This window comes from Streptomyces thermodiastaticus, assembly GCF_014656135.1.
GTDB classification, from domain to species: domain Bacteria; phylum Actinomycetota; class Actinomycetes; order Streptomycetales; family Streptomycetaceae; genus Streptomyces; species Streptomyces thermodiastaticus.
In genome coordinates, this window is record NZ_BNBV01000010.1 from 60,912 (window position 1) to 79,498 (window position 18,587).

General features: G+C 73.4%; 19 protein-coding genes. 7 read left to right on the forward strand and 12 right to left on the reverse strand.

Going from position 1 to position 18,587, the window contains the following annotated elements:
* Nucleotides 1-48: 48 nt before the first annotated feature.
* Nucleotides 49-2,736, forward strand: coding sequence for a bifunctional acetate--CoA ligase family protein/GNAT family N-acetyltransferase (locus IE286_RS12165; RefSeq protein ID WP_189796686.1), 2,688 nt, complete (start codon nucleotides 49-51; stop codon nucleotides 2,734-2,736).
* A 185-nt stretch (nucleotides 2,737-2,921) separates the two neighbouring features.
* Nucleotides 2,922-3,389, forward strand: a complete 468-nt coding sequence (locus IE286_RS12170) for a Crp/Fnr family transcriptional regulator (RefSeq protein WP_189796687.1) — start codon at nucleotides 2,922-2,924, stop codon at nucleotides 3,387-3,389.
* 31 nt (nucleotides 3,390-3,420) lie between these two features.
* On the opposite strand, the gene IE286_RS12175 is transcribed toward IE286_RS12170, so the two are convergent.
* Both IE286_RS12175 and IE286_RS12180 read right to left on the reverse strand, forming a co-directional pair.
* Nucleotides 3,421-3,849, reverse strand: a complete 429-nt coding sequence (locus IE286_RS12175) for a pyridoxamine 5'-phosphate oxidase family protein (RefSeq protein WP_189796688.1) — start codon at nucleotides 3,847-3,849, stop codon at nucleotides 3,421-3,423.
* A gap of 231 nt (nucleotides 3,850-4,080) precedes the next feature.
* The gene (locus IE286_RS12180; RefSeq protein WP_189796689.1) at nucleotides 4,081-4,230 is read right to left on the reverse strand and encodes a hypothetical protein; all 150 of its coding nucleotides are present in this window, start codon (nucleotides 4,228-4,230) and stop codon (nucleotides 4,081-4,083) included.
* A gap of 315 nt (nucleotides 4,231-4,545) precedes the next feature.
* Here IE286_RS12180 and IE286_RS12185 point away from each other — a divergent pair, with 315 nt between their 5' ends.
* Nucleotides 4,546-5,220 (forward strand): CBS domain-containing protein, encoded by a 675-nt coding sequence (locus tag IE286_RS12185; RefSeq protein WP_189796690.1) that lies wholly within the window; start codon nucleotides 4,546-4,548, stop codon nucleotides 5,218-5,220.
* A gap of 34 nt (nucleotides 5,221-5,254) precedes the next feature.
* Here IE286_RS12185 and IE286_RS12190 read toward each other — a convergent pair whose 3' ends face one another.
* Nucleotides 5,255-5,983 (reverse strand): CBS domain-containing protein, encoded by a 729-nt coding sequence (locus IE286_RS12190; RefSeq protein ID WP_189796691.1) that lies wholly within the window; start codon nucleotides 5,981-5,983, stop codon nucleotides 5,255-5,257.
* Between the two features lie 218 nt (nucleotides 5,984-6,201).
* Here IE286_RS12190 and IE286_RS12195 point away from each other — a divergent pair, with 218 nt between their 5' ends.
* On the forward strand, nucleotides 6,202-6,657 hold the full coding sequence (locus IE286_RS12195; protein WP_189796692.1) for a universal stress protein: 456 nt from the start codon (nucleotides 6,202-6,204) through the stop codon (nucleotides 6,655-6,657).
* Nucleotides 6,658-6,720: 63 nt separating this feature from the next.
* On the opposite strand, the gene IE286_RS12200 is transcribed toward IE286_RS12195, so the two are convergent.
* The 7 genes from IE286_RS12200 to IE286_RS12230 all read right to left on the reverse strand — a co-directional run bounded on the left by IE286_RS12200 (nucleotide 6,721) and on the right by IE286_RS12230 (nucleotide 14,276).
* Nucleotides 6,721-7,608: a pyridoxamine 5'-phosphate oxidase family protein gene (locus IE286_RS12200; RefSeq protein ID WP_189796693.1), complete on the reverse strand. Its 888-nt coding sequence runs from the start codon at nucleotides 7,606-7,608 to the stop codon at nucleotides 6,721-6,723.
* A 90-nt stretch (nucleotides 7,609-7,698) separates the two neighbouring features.
* A complete protein-coding gene (locus tag IE286_RS12205; RefSeq protein WP_189796694.1) occupies nucleotides 7,699-9,462 on the reverse strand; it encodes a sensor histidine kinase in 1,764 nt (587 codons plus the stop codon).
* A gap of 165 nt (nucleotides 9,463-9,627) precedes the next feature.
* On the reverse strand, nucleotides 9,628-10,350 hold the full coding sequence (locus IE286_RS12210) for a response regulator (RefSeq protein ID WP_372462502.1): 723 nt from the start codon (nucleotides 10,348-10,350) through the stop codon (nucleotides 9,628-9,630).
* Nucleotides 10,351-10,470: 120 nt separating this feature from the next.
* Complete coding sequence (locus tag IE286_RS12215; protein WP_189796695.1) at nucleotides 10,471-11,124, reverse strand: CBS domain-containing protein; 654 nt, start codon at nucleotides 11,122-11,124, stop codon at nucleotides 10,471-10,473.
* 147 nt (nucleotides 11,125-11,271) lie between these two features.
* Nucleotides 11,272-11,694, reverse strand: a complete 423-nt coding sequence (locus IE286_RS12220) for an Hsp20/alpha crystallin family protein (RefSeq protein WP_189796696.1) — start codon at nucleotides 11,692-11,694, stop codon at nucleotides 11,272-11,274.
* A 184-nt stretch (nucleotides 11,695-11,878) separates the two neighbouring features.
* Complete coding sequence (locus IE286_RS12225) at nucleotides 11,879-13,213, reverse strand: PP2C family protein-serine/threonine phosphatase (protein ID WP_229862426.1); 1,335 nt, start codon at nucleotides 13,211-13,213, stop codon at nucleotides 11,879-11,881.
* 187 nt (nucleotides 13,214-13,400) lie between these two features.
* Nucleotides 13,401-14,276 carry an SDR family NAD(P)-dependent oxidoreductase gene (locus tag IE286_RS12230; protein WP_189796697.1) on the reverse strand — a complete coding sequence of 292 codons (876 nt, stop codon included), beginning with the start codon at nucleotides 14,274-14,276 and terminating at the stop codon, nucleotides 13,401-13,403.
* Between the two features lie 70 nt (nucleotides 14,277-14,346).
* Here IE286_RS12230 and IE286_RS12235 point away from each other — a divergent pair, with 70 nt between their 5' ends.
* The gene (locus tag IE286_RS12235) at nucleotides 14,347-15,090 is read left to right on the forward strand and encodes a TetR/AcrR family transcriptional regulator (protein WP_189796698.1); all 744 of its coding nucleotides are present in this window, start codon (nucleotides 14,347-14,349) and stop codon (nucleotides 15,088-15,090) included.
* 86 nt (nucleotides 15,091-15,176) lie between these two features.
* Nucleotides 15,177-15,461: a hypothetical protein gene (locus IE286_RS12240; RefSeq protein ID WP_189796772.1), complete on the forward strand. Its 285-nt coding sequence runs from the start codon at nucleotides 15,177-15,179 to the stop codon at nucleotides 15,459-15,461.
* A gap of 45 nt (nucleotides 15,462-15,506) precedes the next feature.
* On the opposite strand, the gene IE286_RS27165 is transcribed toward IE286_RS12240, so the two are convergent.
* Nucleotides 15,507-16,256: a sugar isomerase domain-containing protein gene (locus tag IE286_RS27165; protein WP_268255391.1), complete on the reverse strand. Its 750-nt coding sequence runs from the start codon at nucleotides 16,254-16,256 to the stop codon at nucleotides 15,507-15,509.
* A 352-nt stretch (nucleotides 16,257-16,608) separates the two neighbouring features.
* Here IE286_RS27165 and IE286_RS12250 point away from each other — a divergent pair, with 352 nt between their 5' ends.
* Nucleotides 16,609-17,646, forward strand: coding sequence for an N-acetylglucosamine kinase (locus IE286_RS12250; protein WP_189796781.1), 1,038 nt, complete (start codon nucleotides 16,609-16,611; stop codon nucleotides 17,644-17,646).
* 82 nt (nucleotides 17,647-17,728) lie between these two features.
* Here IE286_RS12250 and IE286_RS12255 read toward each other — a convergent pair whose 3' ends face one another.
* Nucleotides 17,729-18,505: an SDR family NAD(P)-dependent oxidoreductase gene (locus IE286_RS12255; protein WP_189796700.1), complete on the reverse strand. Its 777-nt coding sequence runs from the start codon at nucleotides 18,503-18,505 to the stop codon at nucleotides 17,729-17,731.
* Nucleotides 18,506-18,587: the final 82 nt, after the last annotated feature.

The window sequence follows — 18,587 nt, forward strand, 5'->3', positions numbered from 1 at the left end:
CCCGGGCCGCCGGAGGGTGGAGACGACGACCGGGAGGGAGAACGAGCGATGACCACGGCCGGGCCGGCGCCCGTGCACGCCCTGCTGGCCGACGGCACCACGGTCCGCATCCGGTGCCCGGTCCCGGGCGACCGTGCGGCGGTGCGGCGGCTGTACGAGGAGATGTCGGACGAGAATCTGCGGCTGCGGTTCTTCTCGCTCAGCCGTTCCTCCGCGCGGCAGGCCGCCGAGCGGGTGGCCGGGCCGCCGCGTCCCGGCTGCGGAGCTCTGGTGGCCGAGCACGGCGGCCGACTGATCGGTGTCGCCGAGTACGAGGCCGGCCCGGACGAGGGGGCGGCGGAGGTCGCGGTGGCGGTGGCCGACGACTGGCACCACCGCGGCGTGGCCACGCTGCTGCTGGAGCATCTCGCGGACGCCGCCCGCAAGGCGGGCTTCACCGCGTTCACCGCCGACGCCCTGGCCGAGAACGTCGATGTGCTGCGGGTCTTCCGTGATCTGGGCCTGCGGGTCAGGCGCCGGTTCGAGGGACCCGAGGTGCACTGCGTGGTGGAGCTGACCGAAGACGAGACGTATGTGCGGGCGGTGGACGCCCGTGACCGGCTCGCGGACGTCGCGAGCCTGCGGCCGCTGCTGCGGCCCAGGTCCGTGGTGGTGATCGGGGCCGGTCGCAGCCCGGGCTCGGTCGGGCGGGCGATCCTGCGCAACATCGTCACCGGCTCGTTCCCCGGGCGGGTCTTCGTCGTGCACCCGTCGGCCGGTGTGCTCGCCGGGGTGCGCGCCTGCCCGTCCGTGGCCGCGCTGCCGCAGGTGCCGGATCTGGCGGTGGTCGCCGTGCCCGCGGGGGCGGTTGCGCAGGTGGCCGAGGAGTGCGGGGCGGCCGGTGTGCGCGGCCTGCTCGTCGTCTCCGCCGGGCTCGACGCCCGCCAGGGGGCGGCCCTGCTGGACGCGTGCCGCCGGCACGGCATGCGGCTGGCCGGCCCGAACTGCCTGGGCCTGGCCAACACCGAGGACGGGGTCCGCCTGGACGCCACCTTCGCCGCCCGGCATCCGGGCTCCGGCACCGCGGGCGTGGCGGTGCAGTCCGGCGGGGTGGGCATCGCGCTGCTGGACGGGCTGGCCCGCCTCGGCATCGGTGTGTCGAGCTTCGTCTCGCTCGGCGACAAGTACGACGTCAGCGGCAACGACTTGCTGCGGTGGTGGGAGGCGGACGGACGCACCGGCCTGGTGCTGCTGCACCTGGAGTCCTTCGGCAACCCGCGTGCCTTCTCCCGCACCGCCCGCCGGGTGGCGCGCACCCTGCCGATCCTGACCGTGGACGCCGGACGGTCCGAGGCGGGACGCCGGGCCGCGGCCTCCCACACGGCGGCGGCCGCGACCCCCACCATGACCCGGCAGGCGCTGTTCACGCAGGCCGGCATCACCGCGACCCGCACGATCGGCGAACTCCTCGATGCGGCCGCCCTCCTGCACTGCCAGCCGCTGCCGGCCGGCCCGAAGGTGGCGGTCGTCAGCAACGCCGGCGGTGCGGGCGTGCTGGCCGCCGACGCGTGCGCGGAGGCGGGGCTGAGCGTGCCGGTGCTCCCCGCCGACCTGGTGCACGGGCTGACCGCGCTGCTGCCCGAGGGCGCGACCGCCGCCAACCCCGTGGACACGACCGCGGCGGTCGGCGAGGACCGGCTGGGGGCCTGCGTGGAGCTGCTGGTGCAGTACGGCGCCGTCGACGCCGTCCTGGTGACCCTGGTCCCGACCGCGGTGGCCCAGGCGACCGGCGAGGACCTGGTGCGGGCGGTGACCGGCATCCCCCGGCCGCAGCTGCGCCCCACGGTCGTGGTGCTGCCCGCGCAGGCGGCCCGCGTGGAGCTGCTCGGCACCGAGGCCGAGGGCCGGGTGCCCGCCTACGGCGACGCGCAGGACGCGGCACGCGCCCTGGCGCACGCCGCCACCCGGGCCCGGTGGCTGGCCGAGCCGCCCGGCAGCGTGCCGCGGCTGACGGACGTGGACACGGCGCGGGCGCGGCGGATCGTCACCCGGTTCCTCGGCGGCCGTCCGGAGGGTGCCTGGCTCGACCCGCACACCGTCTCCGACCTCCTTGGCTGCTACGGCGTCCCGCAGATCCGCTGGGCCTGGGCCCGCGGCGAGGACGAGGCGGTCGCCGCCGCCGAACGGCTGGCCGGTCCCGACGGCCGGGTGGTGATGAAGGCGTACTGGCCGGGACTGGTCCACAAGAGCGAGCAGCACGCCCTCCACCTCGGCCTGCAGGGCGCGGCCCAGGTCAGAAACGCCCACCGGGATCTGGTGGCGCGGTTCGGGGACCGTCTGACCGGGGTGGTGCTCCAGCCGCTCGCCGGACGCGGCACCGAGCTGTTCGCCGGCGTCGTCCAGGACGAGGTGTTCGGCCCACTGGTGCTCTTCGGCCTCGGCGGCACCGCCACCGACGTCCTCGCCGACCACGCCGGCCGGCTCGCCCCGCTCACCGAACGCACCGTGCGTGAGCTGCTCACCTCCCCCCGCTGCTCCCCTCTGCTCTTCGGTCACGCGGGCGCCCCCGCCGCCGATCTCGAAGCCCTGGAGCAGCTGCTGCACCGGATATCCCGGATGGCCTGCGATCTGCCGCAGCTCGCCGAGGCCGACCTCAACCCGCTGCTCGCCGGCCCCGACGGTGTCATGGCGCTCGACGTCCGGGTCCGCCTCGAACCGCGCCGGCCCCGCGCCCCGTACCTGCGGCGCCTGCGCTGAGCGCGGGCCGAGGGCCGAAGGGTCCCGGTCCGGGACCGGGCGGCCCGTGGTGTTCCATCTCGCGCGGCCACAGTCTGGAAGCAGCCCGCCCCGCGGTCGCGTGGGGCCGGCAGCCCGGTGCACGGGGCGGCGCGGCCGACGGCATCCCGGCCTCGACGGCACCGACGACGAAGGAGCGCACGACGATGACGACCTCCTCCCCCACCCTGACGGCGGCCCTGTCGCCCGAGCACCGTGCCCGGCTGATGTCCCTCGCCCACGACGTCGCGTTCGAGGCGGGCACACGGCTGTTCGACGAGGGCCGGCACGCCGACCGCTTCTGGATCATCAAGACCGGCACGGTCGCCCTCGACCTGCATGTCCCCGGCCGCCGCGCCGCCGTGATCGAGTGTCTGGGCCACGGTGAACTGCTCGGCTGGTCCTGGCACTTTCCGCCGTACCTGTGGCATCTGGGCGCCGAGGCGTCCAGCCCGGTGCGGGCCCACGAGTTCGACGCGGTGACCGTGCGGACGCTGTGCGACGAGGATCCGTTGTTCGGCCGTGCCGTCGCCGTCTGGGTGGGCCAGGTGGTCGCCCAGCGGCTGCACGCGGCCCGGGTCCGCCTTCTCGACCTGTACGCCCCGTACGGCAGCGGCCGCGGAGAAACCCTGTAGCAGCCGCCCGTGCCGGGGAAGCACTCCCGGGCTACAGGCCGTACAGGCTGCGTCCGCCTGCCAGTGCGCGGCCGGTGATCAGTTCCGGCTCGATACGGATGACGACCTCTTCGGGCCACGGCACCCAGGAGCGCGGCACCTTGCCGGCCAGACGACGCTGGTGCGCGAGGTCGGTGATCACGGAAGCGGTGCCGGTGACCACGACACTCCACCCGGAGTGAGCGGCCGCGTCGACCTCGTCGGCCTCCAGGGCGACGACCGCGCCGTCGACGGCCCGGGCCAGCTCGGAGGCGGCCGAGGTGCGGATGAGCACGGCGGCGTCGTCGTCCAGGGCGAAGTTCACCGGGAGCACCGCGGGCAGGGCGTGGCGCGTGTGGACGATACGGCCCACGGGAGCCGTGGCCAACAGCTCCAGGCACTCGCGCCGTTCGAGTTCGCTGAAACCGTCGTTGCGATACATCAGCCGGTCGTCCTTCTGCCGCGCCGGCCCTGCGGCCGTGGAAGTCGGTGGACGGCCTTTCCGCCGCGCCACCTCACAGACTCAGCGTGCCCGGCTGTCCGCGGGCGGACATGGGCCCTTCGGCCCCGAGGGCCTGCCGACCGGGGCGCATCCGCGGCACTCGTCACCTGCTCCCCTGCGCGGCCGGTCCGGGACGGTCCGGTGCCCCACGGCTCCGAGCGGCTGCCGGGGTCACGACGTGGGGTGGTCCGGCTCGTCGCCGTCGACCCGGTAGGTCTTGGTCCACGTGGCTCCGCACCGGCAGCGGGAGTACTCGACGAGTTCGCCGTCCTCGGAGACGCTCAGCCCCTTGCTGAGCCGTACATGTACATGTTCACCCATGAATCCGTTCCCCTGACGTCCGGAAAACGTCGATCATGCCGCCTTTGGTCTCCCGGCGGCTATGACGCAGCCCACACGCAACGGGACGCCTGCGGGTACGCGTGGCGGGTCGGACTTCACGCCGCCAGGTGCCCCGGGCATCGCGGGCACGGCCCGGGTCGGGCCCTGCGTCCCGTGCGGCGGGGACGAACGGCGGCCTCGCCGGCACGGCCGCCCCAGGCGCCGGGTGCGTGCGGCCGCCACGCTGGAGGAGTGGCCGGGTGTGCGGTGTGCCGAACCGGGCGGCACCTCATCCGGCGCGAGGAGGAGGAGACCATGCAGCAGCACCGAACGGTGGGAGACCTCATGACCCACGGTGTCGTCCGCGTCCGGCGGGACACCCCCTTCAAGCAGATCGTCCGCACCCTGGCCGACCACGACGTGACCGCCGTACCGGTCGTCGACGACCTCGGCCATCCCGTCGGCGTCGTCTCGGAGGCGGACCTGCTGCGTACGGTGGCCGGCCGCGCCGACCCGGCCGGGCTGCTGCCCCCGCTGCCGCCCGACGAGCCGGAGGCGGGACTGGAGCGTGCCACGGCCGAAGAACTCATGACGGTTCCGCCGGTGTGCGCCCGGCCGGAGTGGAGCGTCGTCGAGGCCGCGCGCACCATGGACGAGGCCAAGGTCAAGCGTCTGTGCGTGATCGACGAGACCGGGGTCCTGACCGGCGTCGTCAGCCGCGGCGACCTGCTGCGGATCTTCCTGCGCCGGGACGAGGCGATCCGTGAGGAGATCATCCGGGACGTCCTGGCGGGCACCCTGGGCCTGGCGCCGGCCGACCTCACGGTCTCCGTGACGGACGGCCGGGTCGCCCTCGCCGGGACCGTGGAGGACGAGAGTTTGGTGCCGGTGGTCGAGCGCCTGTGCCTCGGGGTGGACGGCGTCGTCTCGGTCACCTCGGACATCGCCGTCCGCGCCGGCATTCCGGGCGACGCACCTGGACCGCGCTGACCTTCCGCGCGGTCTTCGACGGTGCCGGCCCGGTTCAGGCGCGGTGCAGCCAGTCGTCCAGCACGCTCTGCCTGGCGCCGTCGTCGAAACGCGGGTCCGTGTCGTCGACCCGGTGGGTGAGGTTGTCGACGACGTCGACCACGCCGTCGATCTGCCGGGCCATCGACACCGCGACCTCGGCGTCGCTCCTCCGTTCCAGGCTGCCCTCCAGGGTGACGACACCCCCGGTCACCGTCACCGTGACGCTTCCCGGCGGAACACGCAGGGCGTTGACGCACACCTCGCGGATGACCTCCTCGCGGATCTCGGCGTCGGGCCGCAGGAACACCCGCAGCAGGTCCTGCCGGGTGACGATGCCGACGAGCCGGTCCTCCTCGTCGATCACCGGCAGCCGCTCGACCTGCCGCTCGGCCATGGTCCGGGCGGCCTCGGCGATGGTGTCGTCGGCGTGCACGGTGACGGGTGGCTGCGACATGAGCTGTCCGGCGGTGCGGGCCTTGGCCTTCACGGCCTGGCGCCGGGCGGTCATCGTCAGAAGGGCACGGAAATGCCGGCCCGGCGCCCAGGGCTCCGCCGTGAGCACCTGGCGGGTCATCAGGTCGGCCTCCGAGACGACGCCGATGACGTGGTCGTCCTCGTCCACCACCGGCAGGCCGCTGATCCGGTGGTCGGCGAGCATGCGCGCCACCTCTTTGAACGGGGTGCCGTACTCGGCCCGGACGACGTCCTGCGTCATCACCGAACCGATCTTGTCGTGTTTCATGTCCGCTCGCTCCTCACCCCGGCCGGCACGGAGGGCGGCTGTCCGGAACCGCCGCTTCTTCCGCGGTTCGAGCATCCCGCGGCACGGACCGGAAGCCCATGGGCTGTCCGGGGCTCGCCGGGGGCCGGTCGGCCCTGAGTGCTCCGCGCCCGGCTGGCAGGGTCGGGTCAGGACCGGCAGCGTGGAGTAAGGAGCAGCGACGCCGAAGCGAGGTGGGCATGCAGACCAGTGGACCCGAGCCGCGGGTGGTCGTGGGTGTGGACGGTTCGCCGTCGTCGTATGCCGCGCTGCGCTGGGCGGTGCGGTACGCGGAGCTGGTGGGCGGGGTGATCGAGGCGGTGTCCGCCTGGGACACGCCCTCGGACATCGGCTGGGCCGGACCGGCGGTCGATCCCGACTTCGACCTCGAGCAGGCCCGGCAGCGGTTCACGGAGGAGCTGAACGCCGTGTTCGCCGAGGGGCAGCGGCCGGCCGGTCTGCGGGAGCATCTTGTGGAGGGCGACCCGTCCGAAGTGCTGATCCGTGCCTCGCAGGGGGCGGACGTCCTCGTGGTGGGCAGCCGGGGGCGGGGCCGTTTCGCCCGGGCGATGCTGGGCTCGGTCAGCCAGCGGTGTGCCCAGCACGCCGCGTGCCCGGTCGTCGTGGTCCGCCAGGACCACGATCCGGCCCACTGACCGCGTCCCGCGACCGTGCTCCACCGGTGCCGCACCGGTGGCCGTTCATCCGTCGGTGGCCGCTCAACCGCCGGCGGGTGTGATGCGCCGTCCGGTCAGCCGCGTGGGCCGCACCCGCACCCAGAGCGTGCGGGCGCCACCCGCCCACGGTCCGGAGCGTGCCTGCCGGTGCAGCCGGTCGGCCGTCTCCGGGTCGTCGACGGCCTCGGCACGCCCCACCACGAGCACGCTCCAGCCCCGGCTCATCACCTCGTCGACACGGTCGACCTCGAAGGCGACCTCGCGGCCCACGGCCGCGGCGGGTGCCGCATCGGGTGCGGTGCGGAAGCAGACGTCGCCGTCCACCATCTCGTAGTTGACCGGGAACGCGGCCGGCCCGTCCGGTGCGCTGAAGGCGATGCGTCCCACCCCGTGCGTGGACAGCAGCGCCCGGCACTCGTCCTGGCCGAGGCCGGTCAGACGGGGGTGCAGCAGGGCCGCTCCCTGTCCGGGAGGCAGGTCCTGATCGCAGCCGCGCAGGGCGCTGAGGCTGGTGTCGAGCGCGTCGGCCAGGCGCAGCACGGTGGCGATGCCCGGCTCGGAGGGCCGCTGTTCGAGATAGGCGAGATACTGCGGCGACATCCGGGCACGTGCGGCCGCCTCCTGCAGGCTGAGCCCCCTTTGCCGGCGGGCCTCGGCCACACGTCGTCCGAAGTCCCCGGGGTGCCCTGCCTGCGCGGCGGCGGGTGCCGGCGGTGCCTGCCCGGGTGACGGGGGCCGTTCGTGCCTCAGGTGCTGGACATGTGCGTCCGGCCCGGGGAAGACGAGGGTGACCTCGCCCGTGTCCGACCAGCGCACGTCGTACGGGGGTGTGCCGTCGTCGTGGTGCAGACCGACGATCTCGCCGTCACGCCGGGTCACCCCGGTGGCCGGGCTCTCCACGACCAGTCGGTCGCCTAGCTGAGCGTGCATGGCATGCCCTCCCTCCGGGACGTGTTCTCAGCATCGCCCCGATCCGGCACCCGCACCAATGGGTCCGAGGTCCCGGAACGGCACACCTGACTAAGGGGCCGTACGGCCGGAGGACGGGCGGTGGGCGGCGGCGCCGAGGGGTGCGTGCCACACCAGGACCGTCCCTCCGCCCTCGGGCGTGGCGATCTCCAGGGAGCCGCCGAGACCGCGGGCCCGCTCGGCCATGTTGGCCAGGCCGCTGCGGCGGCCCCGGGGCGGTATGCCGACGCCGTCGTCGGTGACCGTGAGGCACACCTGCTCGCCGTCGGTCTCCAGCACGACCTCGGCGCGCTGTGCGCGGGCGTGCCGGGCGATGTTGGTCAGGGCTTCGCACAGCACGGCGATCACATGGTCGGCGACCTCTTCGGGCACATGTGTGTCCAGCAGGCCCTCCATGCGCACGGCGGGTGCGAAGCCGAGCACGGGTGTGGCCTCGCCGACCGCCCGGACCGCGCGTGCCCTGAGTCCCGGGGCCGCCTCGTCGTGCGTGCGCAGACCCAGGATGGTCGACCTGATGATCTTGATGGTCTCGTCCAGGTCGTCCACGGCCCGCAGCACCCGTTCCTTGGCTTCCGGGTGCTCGATGAGGGGGCCGGCGCTCTGCAGGGTCATCCCGGTGGCGAACAGCCGTTGGATGGCCAGGTCGTGCAGGTCCCGGGCGATGCGGTCGCGGTCCTGCCACACCGCGATCCGTTCGGTGTCCTGGCGGCGCTCGGCCAGCTCCATGGCGAGTGCGGCCTGTGCGGCGAAGCTTTTGAGCCGGTCCAGTTCCCGGGCGGAGAAGTCGTCGGCGCCGGTCAGCCGGGCCAGCAGGACGACTCCTCGGACGTGGGCGCGGGAGCCGATGGGGAGCGCCACCGCCGGGCCGAGGCCGGCGAACCGCGCCGGACGGGCGGTCACCCGTTCGTCGTGCTCGATGTCCGGGCTGATCACGGGTGCGCCCTCGGCGAAGGCCTGCCCGGTCAGGGTGCCGTCCATGGGCAGGACCAGGCCGCGGTGGGCCTCCGCCTGCCGGCCCATGGCGACGTCCACGCTGAGCGTGTCCGTGTTCGGCACAGGTGTCGACATCACCGCCAGGGCCGCACCGGTGATCTCCCGTGCGCGTTGCGCGATCAGTGCGAGGACCTCCGCGTGGGCGGCGCCCGACATGAGGCTGTGGGTGATCTCCGCGTTGGCCTGCAGCCAGCGCTCCCGCAGCCGGGACTCCTCGTACAGGCGGGCGTTGTCGATCGCCACGCCCGCCGCGACCGCCAGCGTGGACAGGATCGACTCGTCCTCCTCGTCGAACTCGCCCCCGCCCCGTTTCTCCGTCAGGTAGAGGTTGCCGAACACCTCGTTGCGCACCCGGATCGGGACGCCGAGGAAGCTGCGCATCGGGGGGTGGTGCGGCGGGAAACCGTACGACGACGGGTGTTCGGCCAGGTTCGGTATGCGCAGCGGCTCGGGGTGGCGGATCAGCTCCCCCAGGATGCCGTGGCCCTCCGGGTACCGGCCGATCCTCGCGACGACCTCCTCGGACACCCCGACCGTGTGGAACGCCGACAGCCGCCGGCCGTCGGGGCCGATCACGCCCAGGGCCGCGTACTCGGCGTCCACCAGGACGGCGGCGGCCTCCACGATCCGCCGCAGCACCTGCTGCAGCTCCAGCTCGCGCCCGACGGAGAGCACCGCCTCCAGCAGATGGTGCACCCGGTCCCGGGTACAGCGGGCGGCGTCCAGGCGTGCCTGCAGTTGCTCCAGCAGTTCGTCCAGCCGCAGCTGGGGCAGCCGCACCCTGGCCGTCCCGGCCTCGCCGAACTCCTCGGAACCTCCCACCGGTGTGCCTCCCAGCCCCCGATGTGGCGCTCTTCTGCCACCGTAGTGGCCGCGGCACCGGACGGCACGGGCACCAGCCGGCCCGGACGCCACGGCGCCGGGGCGCCCGCGATGCCGTCGGGGGGCCCGCACAGCGGGTCGCGGGCACCGGGAAGGGCCGGTTCGTCAGCGGGTGTCGCCCTTCAGCCGGTCGCGGGCCTCGGTGGCGATGACGGCGGCCTGGATGCGCCGTTCGACCCCGAGTTTGGCCAGCAGCCGGGAGATGTGGTTCTTGACCGTCTTCTCCGCCAGGTACAGGCGCTGGCCGATCTGGCGGTTGGTGAGGCCCTCGCCGATCAGGGCGAGGATCTCCCGTTCACGGTCGGTGAGACCGGGCAGCGCGTCCGGCGGCTCCTGCGGTCCTCCGCCTCGCAGCCGGGCCATCAGTTTCGTGGCGGCGCTGGGATCCAGCAGCGACTGCCCGCCGGCGACGGTGCGCACCGCCGCGACCAGATCGGAGCCGCGGATCTGCTTCAGCACATAGCCGGCGGCCCCCGCCATGATCGAGTCCAGCAGGGCGTCCTCGTCGTCGAACGAGGTCAGCATCAGAGGTGCCAGGTCCGGCTGGCGGGAGCGCAGTTCCCGGCACACGCTCACCCCGTCCCCGTCGGGCAGGCGCACGTCCAGCACCGCCACGTCGGGGCGCAGCGCGGGCACCCGTGCCAGAGCCTGCTCGGCGGTGGCGGCCTCGCCGACCACCTCGATGTCCGGTTCGTCGTCCAGCAGGTCGTGCACGCCCCGCCGCACCACCTCGTGGTCGTCGAGGAGGAAGACCCGGATCGGGGCGCCGGGCCCTGCCGCGCTGTGCGGTGCGGGTGCCGTCCTGTGCTGCGCTTCGGTCGGCCACACGGCTGCTCCTTCTTTCGTGCACCGCACGTCCGGCGCCCGGCGTCCCGTGCGGACGTGGCATCCGGGGCGACGTGACGTGACGGGGTGTGCGTTCTCACGGTCGTGCGTCGTGGTGCTCGGTCACCGCTGTGCGTCCCGCGACGCGTGCGGCGATGCCGGTGTGCCGCCGCCGTGGTCCGCGGTGTCGTCCCGGTCGAAGCCGAGCCGGGTGACCACCTCCACCACGCCGTCGACACAGTCGCACAGCCGTACGAGGATCGGGATCAGGCTCTTGTGCGGGACGGTGCCGCTGAGGATGACCCGTCCGTCGGTGACCTCGACGGTCAGCGCGGACGGCGGCAGGCCCAGCGTCCGTACGATGACGTCCTCCAGGATCTCCTCCTGGATCGCGCGGTCCCTGCGCAGGAACAGCTGCACCAGGTCGCTGCGGCTGATCACCCCGATGAGCCGGCCGTCGCCGTCCACCACGGGAAGCCGCTTGACCTTGTGGCGCTCCATCGTCCTCGCGGCCCGCACGGCATGCCAGCCGGGCTCGGCGACGACGGCGGGGCTCGTCATCAGGTCCTGCGCGCTGCTCCCGGCGCCGCTGTCCGTCTGCTTGCGCAGCAGGTCCGCCTCGGACACCACCCCGACCGGCCGCTCCTCGTCGTCGATCACGGGAACGGCCGTGATCTGGTACTCGTCGAGGATGCGGGCGATCTCCTTGAACGGCGTGCCCGGCCGCACACTCACGGCGGTGGGTGTCATCAGATCGCCCACGCTGCGTTGCCTCATCGCCACGCCCTTCCCGGTTGCTCGTCACCGGTGCGCCGGCCGGGCGGGCGCGCCGGGAGGCGGTGCCGCCGCCCGGCGCGCCGCGCTGCCGCGTACCGTGCGCCCGGCGGCCGGGAGGCGGCCGGCGGTGCGCCGCGGTGACGGACGTCATCCACCGTGCTGGACCTCGATGTGCTTCTCCTCGGTCCGCTCACGTCCCATGCCCACGCTGACGGTGAGCATGCCGTCGGTGTAGTCGGCGGTGACGTCGTCCTCGTCGGCTCCCGGCGGCAGGGTCACGGTGCGGCTCATGGAGCCGTAGCGGATCTCGCTGCGGTGCTTGTCCACGTCGTGTTCGGTGCGTTCGGCCCTGATGGTCAGCGTGCCTTCGCTGAGGACGACGTCGATGTCGTCGGGCGAGACACCCGGCAGTTCCGCCCGTACGACGTACCGGCCCTCCTCCATGTACTCCTCGATCCGGACCGCGTACAGGTCGCCCAGGGAGGGCATGCCGAACCGGGCGGGGAAGGACTCGAACCACTCGGGGATCTCCGGGAAGGAGAACCTCTGGCGTCGTGCGAGTGTGCCCATCGTTCTCTCCTTTGTGGGTGTTCACATGTCACGTACGGGTGGTCGGGCAGGGGCGGCGTGTGCGTGACGACGTACGCCGGCACACCCAGTGCACCGCGCGCACGCCGGGTCCGGTGGGGCCCGACAGCCCCGCGTGCGGGCTGTGAGGGTCCCGCTCCCCCGTCGCCGCCGTGTCCGGGACGGCTCAGTGCGCCACGCGGACGGCGAGCAGGGCGACATCGTCGTGGAAGGTTCCCTGACGCTGGGCGAGGAGGGCATCGCAGAGTCCTTCCAGGGGGGCGGTCGCACAGCGGGCCGCGGTGTCGGCCGTCTGTCTCATGCCGTCGTCGCAGCTGTGGCCGCGTTCTTCGATGAGTCCGTCCGTGTGCAGCAGCACGGTGGCACCGCAGGGCAGAGGGTGGCGGTGGTCCGGGCGTGCGAGTTCGGGGCTGACACCGAGGGGCGGCCCGGCCTCCGCCGTGAGATAGCGGGCCCGGTTGTCCGGGGTGATCAGCAGGGGAGGCAGATGTCCCGCGCTGCACCAGCGCAGGAACCTGCCTTCGCCGCTGCCGACGGGTTCGATGCGGGCGACCAGGGCGGTGGCCATCGGTGCGTCGTCGAGGTGGTGCAGGAGCGCGTCCAGCCGGTGCAGGATGCGGCTGGGCGGCTGCTCCTCGGCGTAGGCGATGACGCGGATCATGTTGCTGATCCGGCTCATGACGCTGGCGGCCTCGATGCCGTGGCCCATGACGTCGCCGACCATCACGCACGGCACCTTGTCCGGCAGGCAGATCACGTCGTACCAGTCGCCGCCGACACTGGGTGCCTCGGTGGAGGGCTGGTAGCGGGCCTGGAACGCCAGACCCGGCAGAGGGACCAGATCGGGCAGCAGACGGCGCTGGAAGTCCTCCGTCGCCTGCCGCAGCCGCTGGACGAGACGGGCGTTCTCGATGGCGACACCGGCGGCGCTGGCCAGCGCGACGAGGTATTCCTGGTCCTCGTCGGTGAAGGCTTCGTCGCCTTCCTTGTCCGTCAGGTAGAGGTTGCCGTAGAGGGTGTCCCGGACGCGGATGGGCACCCCGAGCAGGGTGCTCATCGTGGGATGTCCCTCGGGGAAGCCGCTCGCCCGCGGGTGGGTCGCCAGGTTCTCCACCCGCAGGGGTTCGGGGCGGCGGATCAGCTCGCCCAGCAGACCGGTCCCCCGCGGCAGCCTGTCCTTGTCCCGTACGTCGCCGTCGCCGGAACCGGAGGTGATCAGCTGGACGAACGCGCCGGTCTCGTCCAGGACGCCGAGGGCGGCGTAGCGCGCCCGGCCGAGCCGCCGGGCGGTGTCGACGATGGCGTGCAGGACGACGTCCAGGTCCAGGGCGCTGCTGATGCCGACGACGGCGTCCAGCAGCTGGCGCATCCGGCTGTGCGCCTGCGCGAGCTGCCTGAGCCCGGCCTGGATCTGGTCGAGGTCCTCCTCCCCCAGGGGCGGGATAGGGGGGCTGCGTCGCGAAGGATCGTCGGGTGTGCCCCTGAGCTGTCCCTCCACCATGGCACCCCCTGCTGGTCTGCTGCCGACGAGCGCTCGCGGCTGCCGGGTACCCCGCCTGCGCGTGATGCACGTCCTGCTCCGGCCCCGCCGGCCGCCGGTGTCCGGGCGTCACCGGCGACGCGGAACCGGCGCGGCACCCGCTTGTGCCCGGTGCCGCGTCAGTGCGCGGCCGCCCGCCGGTGCGGAGTCAGCGGTCGTCTCTCTCGGGCGGGAGGCCGACGGGGTAGGGCTCGCCGAAGTCGGCCGACCGGCTGACGTTCTCCCAGGCGGTGGCCTCGGCGAGCTGCCGGCGGGAGTGCTCCAGGGCCATCGTCACCGCGTTCACTCCCAGCAGCAGATGGGACGGCACCCGGCCGCGCCGGACGGTCCGCACGATGATCTCGGCGGCGCGCTCGGGGTCGCCGGCCGGCCCGTCCGGACTCTGCCGCACCCGGCGGTTCATCTCACCGACGGTTTCCTCGTACGCGTCGGGGATCGGGTGGACCGTCATGGAGGCACCGGCCCAGTCCGTGGCGAAGCCGCTCGGTTCGACGACCATGACCCGCACGCCGAACGGTGCGGTCTCCGCGGCGAGCACCCGGCTGAAGCCGTCGACGGCGAACTTGGCCGCCTGGTAGGACGCGATGCCCGGGGATCCGCCGACGCGCCCGCCGACCGAGGAGACCTGCACGACGGTGCCGCCGCCCTGGCGGCGCAGGACGGGCAACGCCGCCTTGGTCACGTGGTGGACGCCCCAGAAGTTCGTCTCGAACTGTGCCCGGACATCGTCGTCGTCCGCGGTCTCGATGGGCGACACGTTGGCGTATCCCGCGTTGTTCACGAGCACGTCGATGCGTCCGTACCGGCCGACGGCCGCCTCGACGGCCCGCCGGGCCGCCTCGGGACGGGTGACGTCCAGTGCCAGCGGATGCACGCGGTCGCCGTACTTCTCCCGCACAGCGGCGAGGGTTTCCGGGCGACGGGCGGTGGCGACGACGCGATCGCCGGCTTCCAGCGCGGCGACGACCAGTGCACGGCCGAGGCCGCGCGACGAACCGGTGATGAACCAGACCTGTTGACTCATGCCTCTAGTGCAACACCGTTCTCTTATTTACGCAACACCGTTCTCTTAAAGCCTTCCTATGATGTGGCCCATGACTTCGCCTGCCTTCCAGCGTGCGCGCAGTGCCGAGGCCAAGCAGGCTCGAGAAGCAGCGATCCTGGACGCGGCCCGCACGCTCGGCCGCAGTCGCGGGGTCCGGGACGTCACCCTCACGGACATCGCCGCGGCCGTGGGGATGCACAAGTCCGCCCTGCTGCGCTACTTCGAGACCAGGGAGCAGATCTTCCTGAAGCTGACCGCGGAAGGCTGGCGGGAGTGGTCGGCCGCCCTGCGCGCCGAGCTGGAGGCGTGCACGCACGCCACCGCCCAGGAGGTCGCCGCACTGATCGCCTCCAGCCTGGCGACGCGACCGCTGTTCTGCGATCTGCTGGCACAGGCCCCCATGAACCTCGAACGCAATGTGTCGGTCGACGCGGTCCGCTCGTTCAAACTCGTCACCCTCGACGAGATCGCGCTGATCGACGCCCAGCTGCGCCGGCTTCTGGGGCTGTCCGAGACGCAGACGGTCGACCTGATCTCCACGGCGACGAGCCTGGCCGGGGCGCTGTGGCAGATGGCGACCCCCGGTCCGCGGCTGCGGGAGCTGTACCGGAGCGATCCCCGCCTCGGCCACGCCGTCGTGGAGGTGGAGCCCCGCCTGTGCCGCGTGCTGACCGCCTTCCTCACCGGACTCGGCGCGGGCTCGTCCGCGACCAGCGAGGCCGACCCCGCCGCGCCGGAGCACACCACGGCAGGGACGGCGGACAACGGGCAGGCGGCCGGACGCCCGGCGTAGTCGCCCCGCACCGTGGGTACCGGTCGCCATGAGCCGGCGACGGCCGCCCGCGACACGGGTGAGATCATCCGTGCGTGAGCAGTGACATGAGTGACGTGGACATAAGCGCTCTGGCCATCAATGTCACGATCCCCGAGGCACTGCGCTGGAACGACACCCGGCGCGGTGAAGCCTTCACGCTGACCACGCTCAACGTCCGGCTTCTCCCGGACGGCCACCTCGCCGTGAAGGCCTACGGCAAGCCGGTGGCAGGCGGCCGGGGCGCCTACGTCTCGTTCCCCGTCCCCGACACCCCCGAACTGGCCGCCCTGGTGTCCCGAGCCGCCGACCGGGCAGGACAGTTGTGGACCACCCATCGCGGGCTCGGCTGATCTCCCGGCACACGGCGGGCACGACGGGCGCTGCCCGCCGAGGTGTCAGGAACCGCGCCGGATGCGGCCGGCGTAACGAGCCTCCAGCACCTTGTTGTGCTCGTCGCCGCCGGGCACGTTGGCCGAGAGATACACCGGCGGGGTGATGCCGTCCTCGATCAGCAGACGGACCGTCTCCGCGGTGACCATCTGGGCCAGCAGGGCAGCGGTGATCGTGGAGACGGCGCACACCGAACCACCGGAGGGCAGCGGCAGCAGCGCGTCGCCGAAGGGCGCGCCGTTGTCGAGGACGACGTCCGCGAAGTCGCTCAGGCGCTTGCCCGAGGTATGACGCGGCGTGGCACGGGAGGTGTGCTGGACGCTGGTGACGGCGATCAGCGGGTGCCCGTGCTCCTTGACCAGCCGGGCCATCTCGACGATGCACCCGTTGATGCCGGAGTTGGACGCGATCACGAACACGTCCTGCGGGTGCGGTGCGGCGAGTGCGTACAGCCGGTGCGCGACCTCGGGGTCGCGCTCCAGCAGGGGGTCGTCGAGCGTGCCGGCGGGCGCGCCGCCGTACAGGACGAGGTCCCGGATCGCGATCTTGTTGGTGGGCACGAGTCCGCCGGCGCGCCCGGCTATCTCGGTGGCCAGCGACTCCGAGTGCCCGGTACCGAACGCCTGCACCACACCGTCGTTCTTGAGCGCGGCCGCGATCAGCCGGGCCGCCGCGAGCGCGGCATCCGTCTGTGTGGTGACCACGCGGTCGACGACGTCCTTGGCCGCGGCGAGGAACTCCTGACTGTCCGGCACGCCCGCTCCTTCGGCTCCGCTGAAGAAGGCCTGTCCCTTCTTCGCCTCTTCGCCGCTCGACTCTGCGCAGGGCGGGCGCGCCGAGTCAATGGACAGGCAGCCCGCTGGACAGCCTGCGCGGGATTTCGCTGCCGGGCAGCCGGGAGAAGGATCACCGCCTGCGCCGGGAAACGAGGCGAGCGCCGGCACCGGCACGGCGGCGCGCGCGCCGCGGACACACCCGTACGCCTCCGTGGCATCAGGCGGTACAGACGCCTTCCAAGGTGGGCAGAAGTCGGAGGAGCACCGGCCCGACCGACGGGCGTGCTCCCGCGCCGGAGGCGTCCGGCGCCATGTCCGGAAGGGGGACACCGTGACGACGAGCGAGGAGCAGCGGGCGGTGGACGGGACGGCGTGGCCCGCCGTCATCGGCATCGACGCGGGCGGCACCCGTACCCGCGCCGCGCTGGCCCGGGCTGCGGCGGACGGCGGGCCGCCGCTGCGCACCGGCGTGTCCGGGCCGGGCAACGCCCTTTCCGTCCCGCTCGACGTGCTGACCTCGCACCTGCGGCAGGCGGTCGCCGCCGCGACGCCGCCCTGGCTGCGCCCCCGCGTCCGCGCGGTGGCCGCGGGGCTGGCCGGGTGTTCCGCACTGCCCGGCAACGCCGGTGCCGCGCACGCGCGTTCCGCGCTGCGGGCGGCCCTCACCGAGCTGGGCATACGGCCCGAGGTCGTCACGGTCCTGAGCGACACCGAGATCGCTCTCGCGGGCGCTCCGGGCAGTCCGGGCGACGGCCTGGTGCTGATCGCGGGGACCGGCGCCGTGGCCGCCCGGATCACCGGCGGGATCACCGTGGCCACCGCCGACGGCAACGGCTGGCTGCTCGGCGACAGCGGGAGCGGATTCTGGCTCGGGCGCGAAGCGGTGCGCAGCGCGCTCGCCTCCCTCGACGGGCGCGGCGCGCCCACCGCCCTGACCCCGGCCGTCCTCGCGCACTACCTCGGCGAGATGGCACCGGACGAGCCGGCGACGCCTGCCGCCGCACAGCGGCTGCGCGACCGGCTGGTGCGGGCGGTGCACGAACGGCCCGTTGTGGACCTGGCCTGCTTGGCGCCGCTGGTGGCGCAGACGGCGGACCGCGGCGACCCGGTCGCCCGTCGACTGCTGTCGGGCGCGGCCGAGCACCTGGTCGATACGCTGGACGCGCTCTCGCCGCGTCCCGGTCAGACCCTGGTGACCACCGGGGGGCTGCTCGGTCCCGGCGGGGTACTGCTCGGCCCGCTGACCCGCCGGCTCGCCCCGCGAGGCCTGCGCCCGGTGCCGGTGCCGGACGGCCTCGCGGGAGCGGTGGCCCTGGCACGGAAGGCACTCGCCGGGACCGGTCGGCCGCGCGGGGACCCGGCCGGCTGACCGCTCGGAGACCCGGCCGGCCCGACCGCGCTGCGCGCCCGCATCACACCCGCTCACCGACCACGGCACCTCTCCAAGAGAGCTACACCGTCTTCGTCATACCGCCGTCGGTGACGACGTCGGCGCCGGTGATGTTGGCGGCTTGGTCGGAGAGCAGGTAGACGATGAGCGCGGCGACTTCGTGCGGCTCCGGCAGCCTGCCGAGGGTGAGGCCGAACCTCTGTGCCAGTTCGTCGACGAACGTGTGGTGCTCGGTGCCGGACAGCTCGGCGAGCTGTGCACCGAAACTGCCCGGCGCCTCCCACAGACCGGTGCGGACCGGCCCCGGTGACACGGTGTTGACGCGGACGCCGCGCGGTCCGACCTCTTCGGACAGCGATTCGGTCAGCGCGGTCAGCGCGGCCTTCGAGGTCGCGTAGGGTGCGGGTACACCGCTCGGCATGCGGGCGCTCACGGACGAGACATTGACGACGGCGCCCCGGCGGTCGAGGAGACTGGGCAGCGCGGCCCTGGTCACCCACACCGCGCTGAAGAAGTCGGTGGCGAAGGTGGCGGCCCAGGTGTCGTCGTCTATGTCGAGGAACCGAGCCGGTGAACCGACGACACCCGCGGCGTTGACGAGCGCGTCGACGTGGCCGAGGGCCTCGACGGCCGACCGGACGGCCGCGGTGGCCTCGTGCGGGACGCTGAGGTCCGCGGCGATGGCGAGCGCGCCCGTCTCCTTCAACTCGGGTGTGATGGTGCGGGAGATGCCCGCGACACGTACGCCTTCGCCGGTCAGGGCGGTGACGGTCGCCAGTCCGATGCCCCGGCTTGCCCCGGTGACGATGGCGGTCTCGGCGGACAGGTGGATGTGCATGAATCCCTCCGAGGGATGGTGCCGGCACGTGCCGCCGCACTGCGTGCGGTCCGGCGGCCCGAGCCGGATGTGTTCCCGTGAA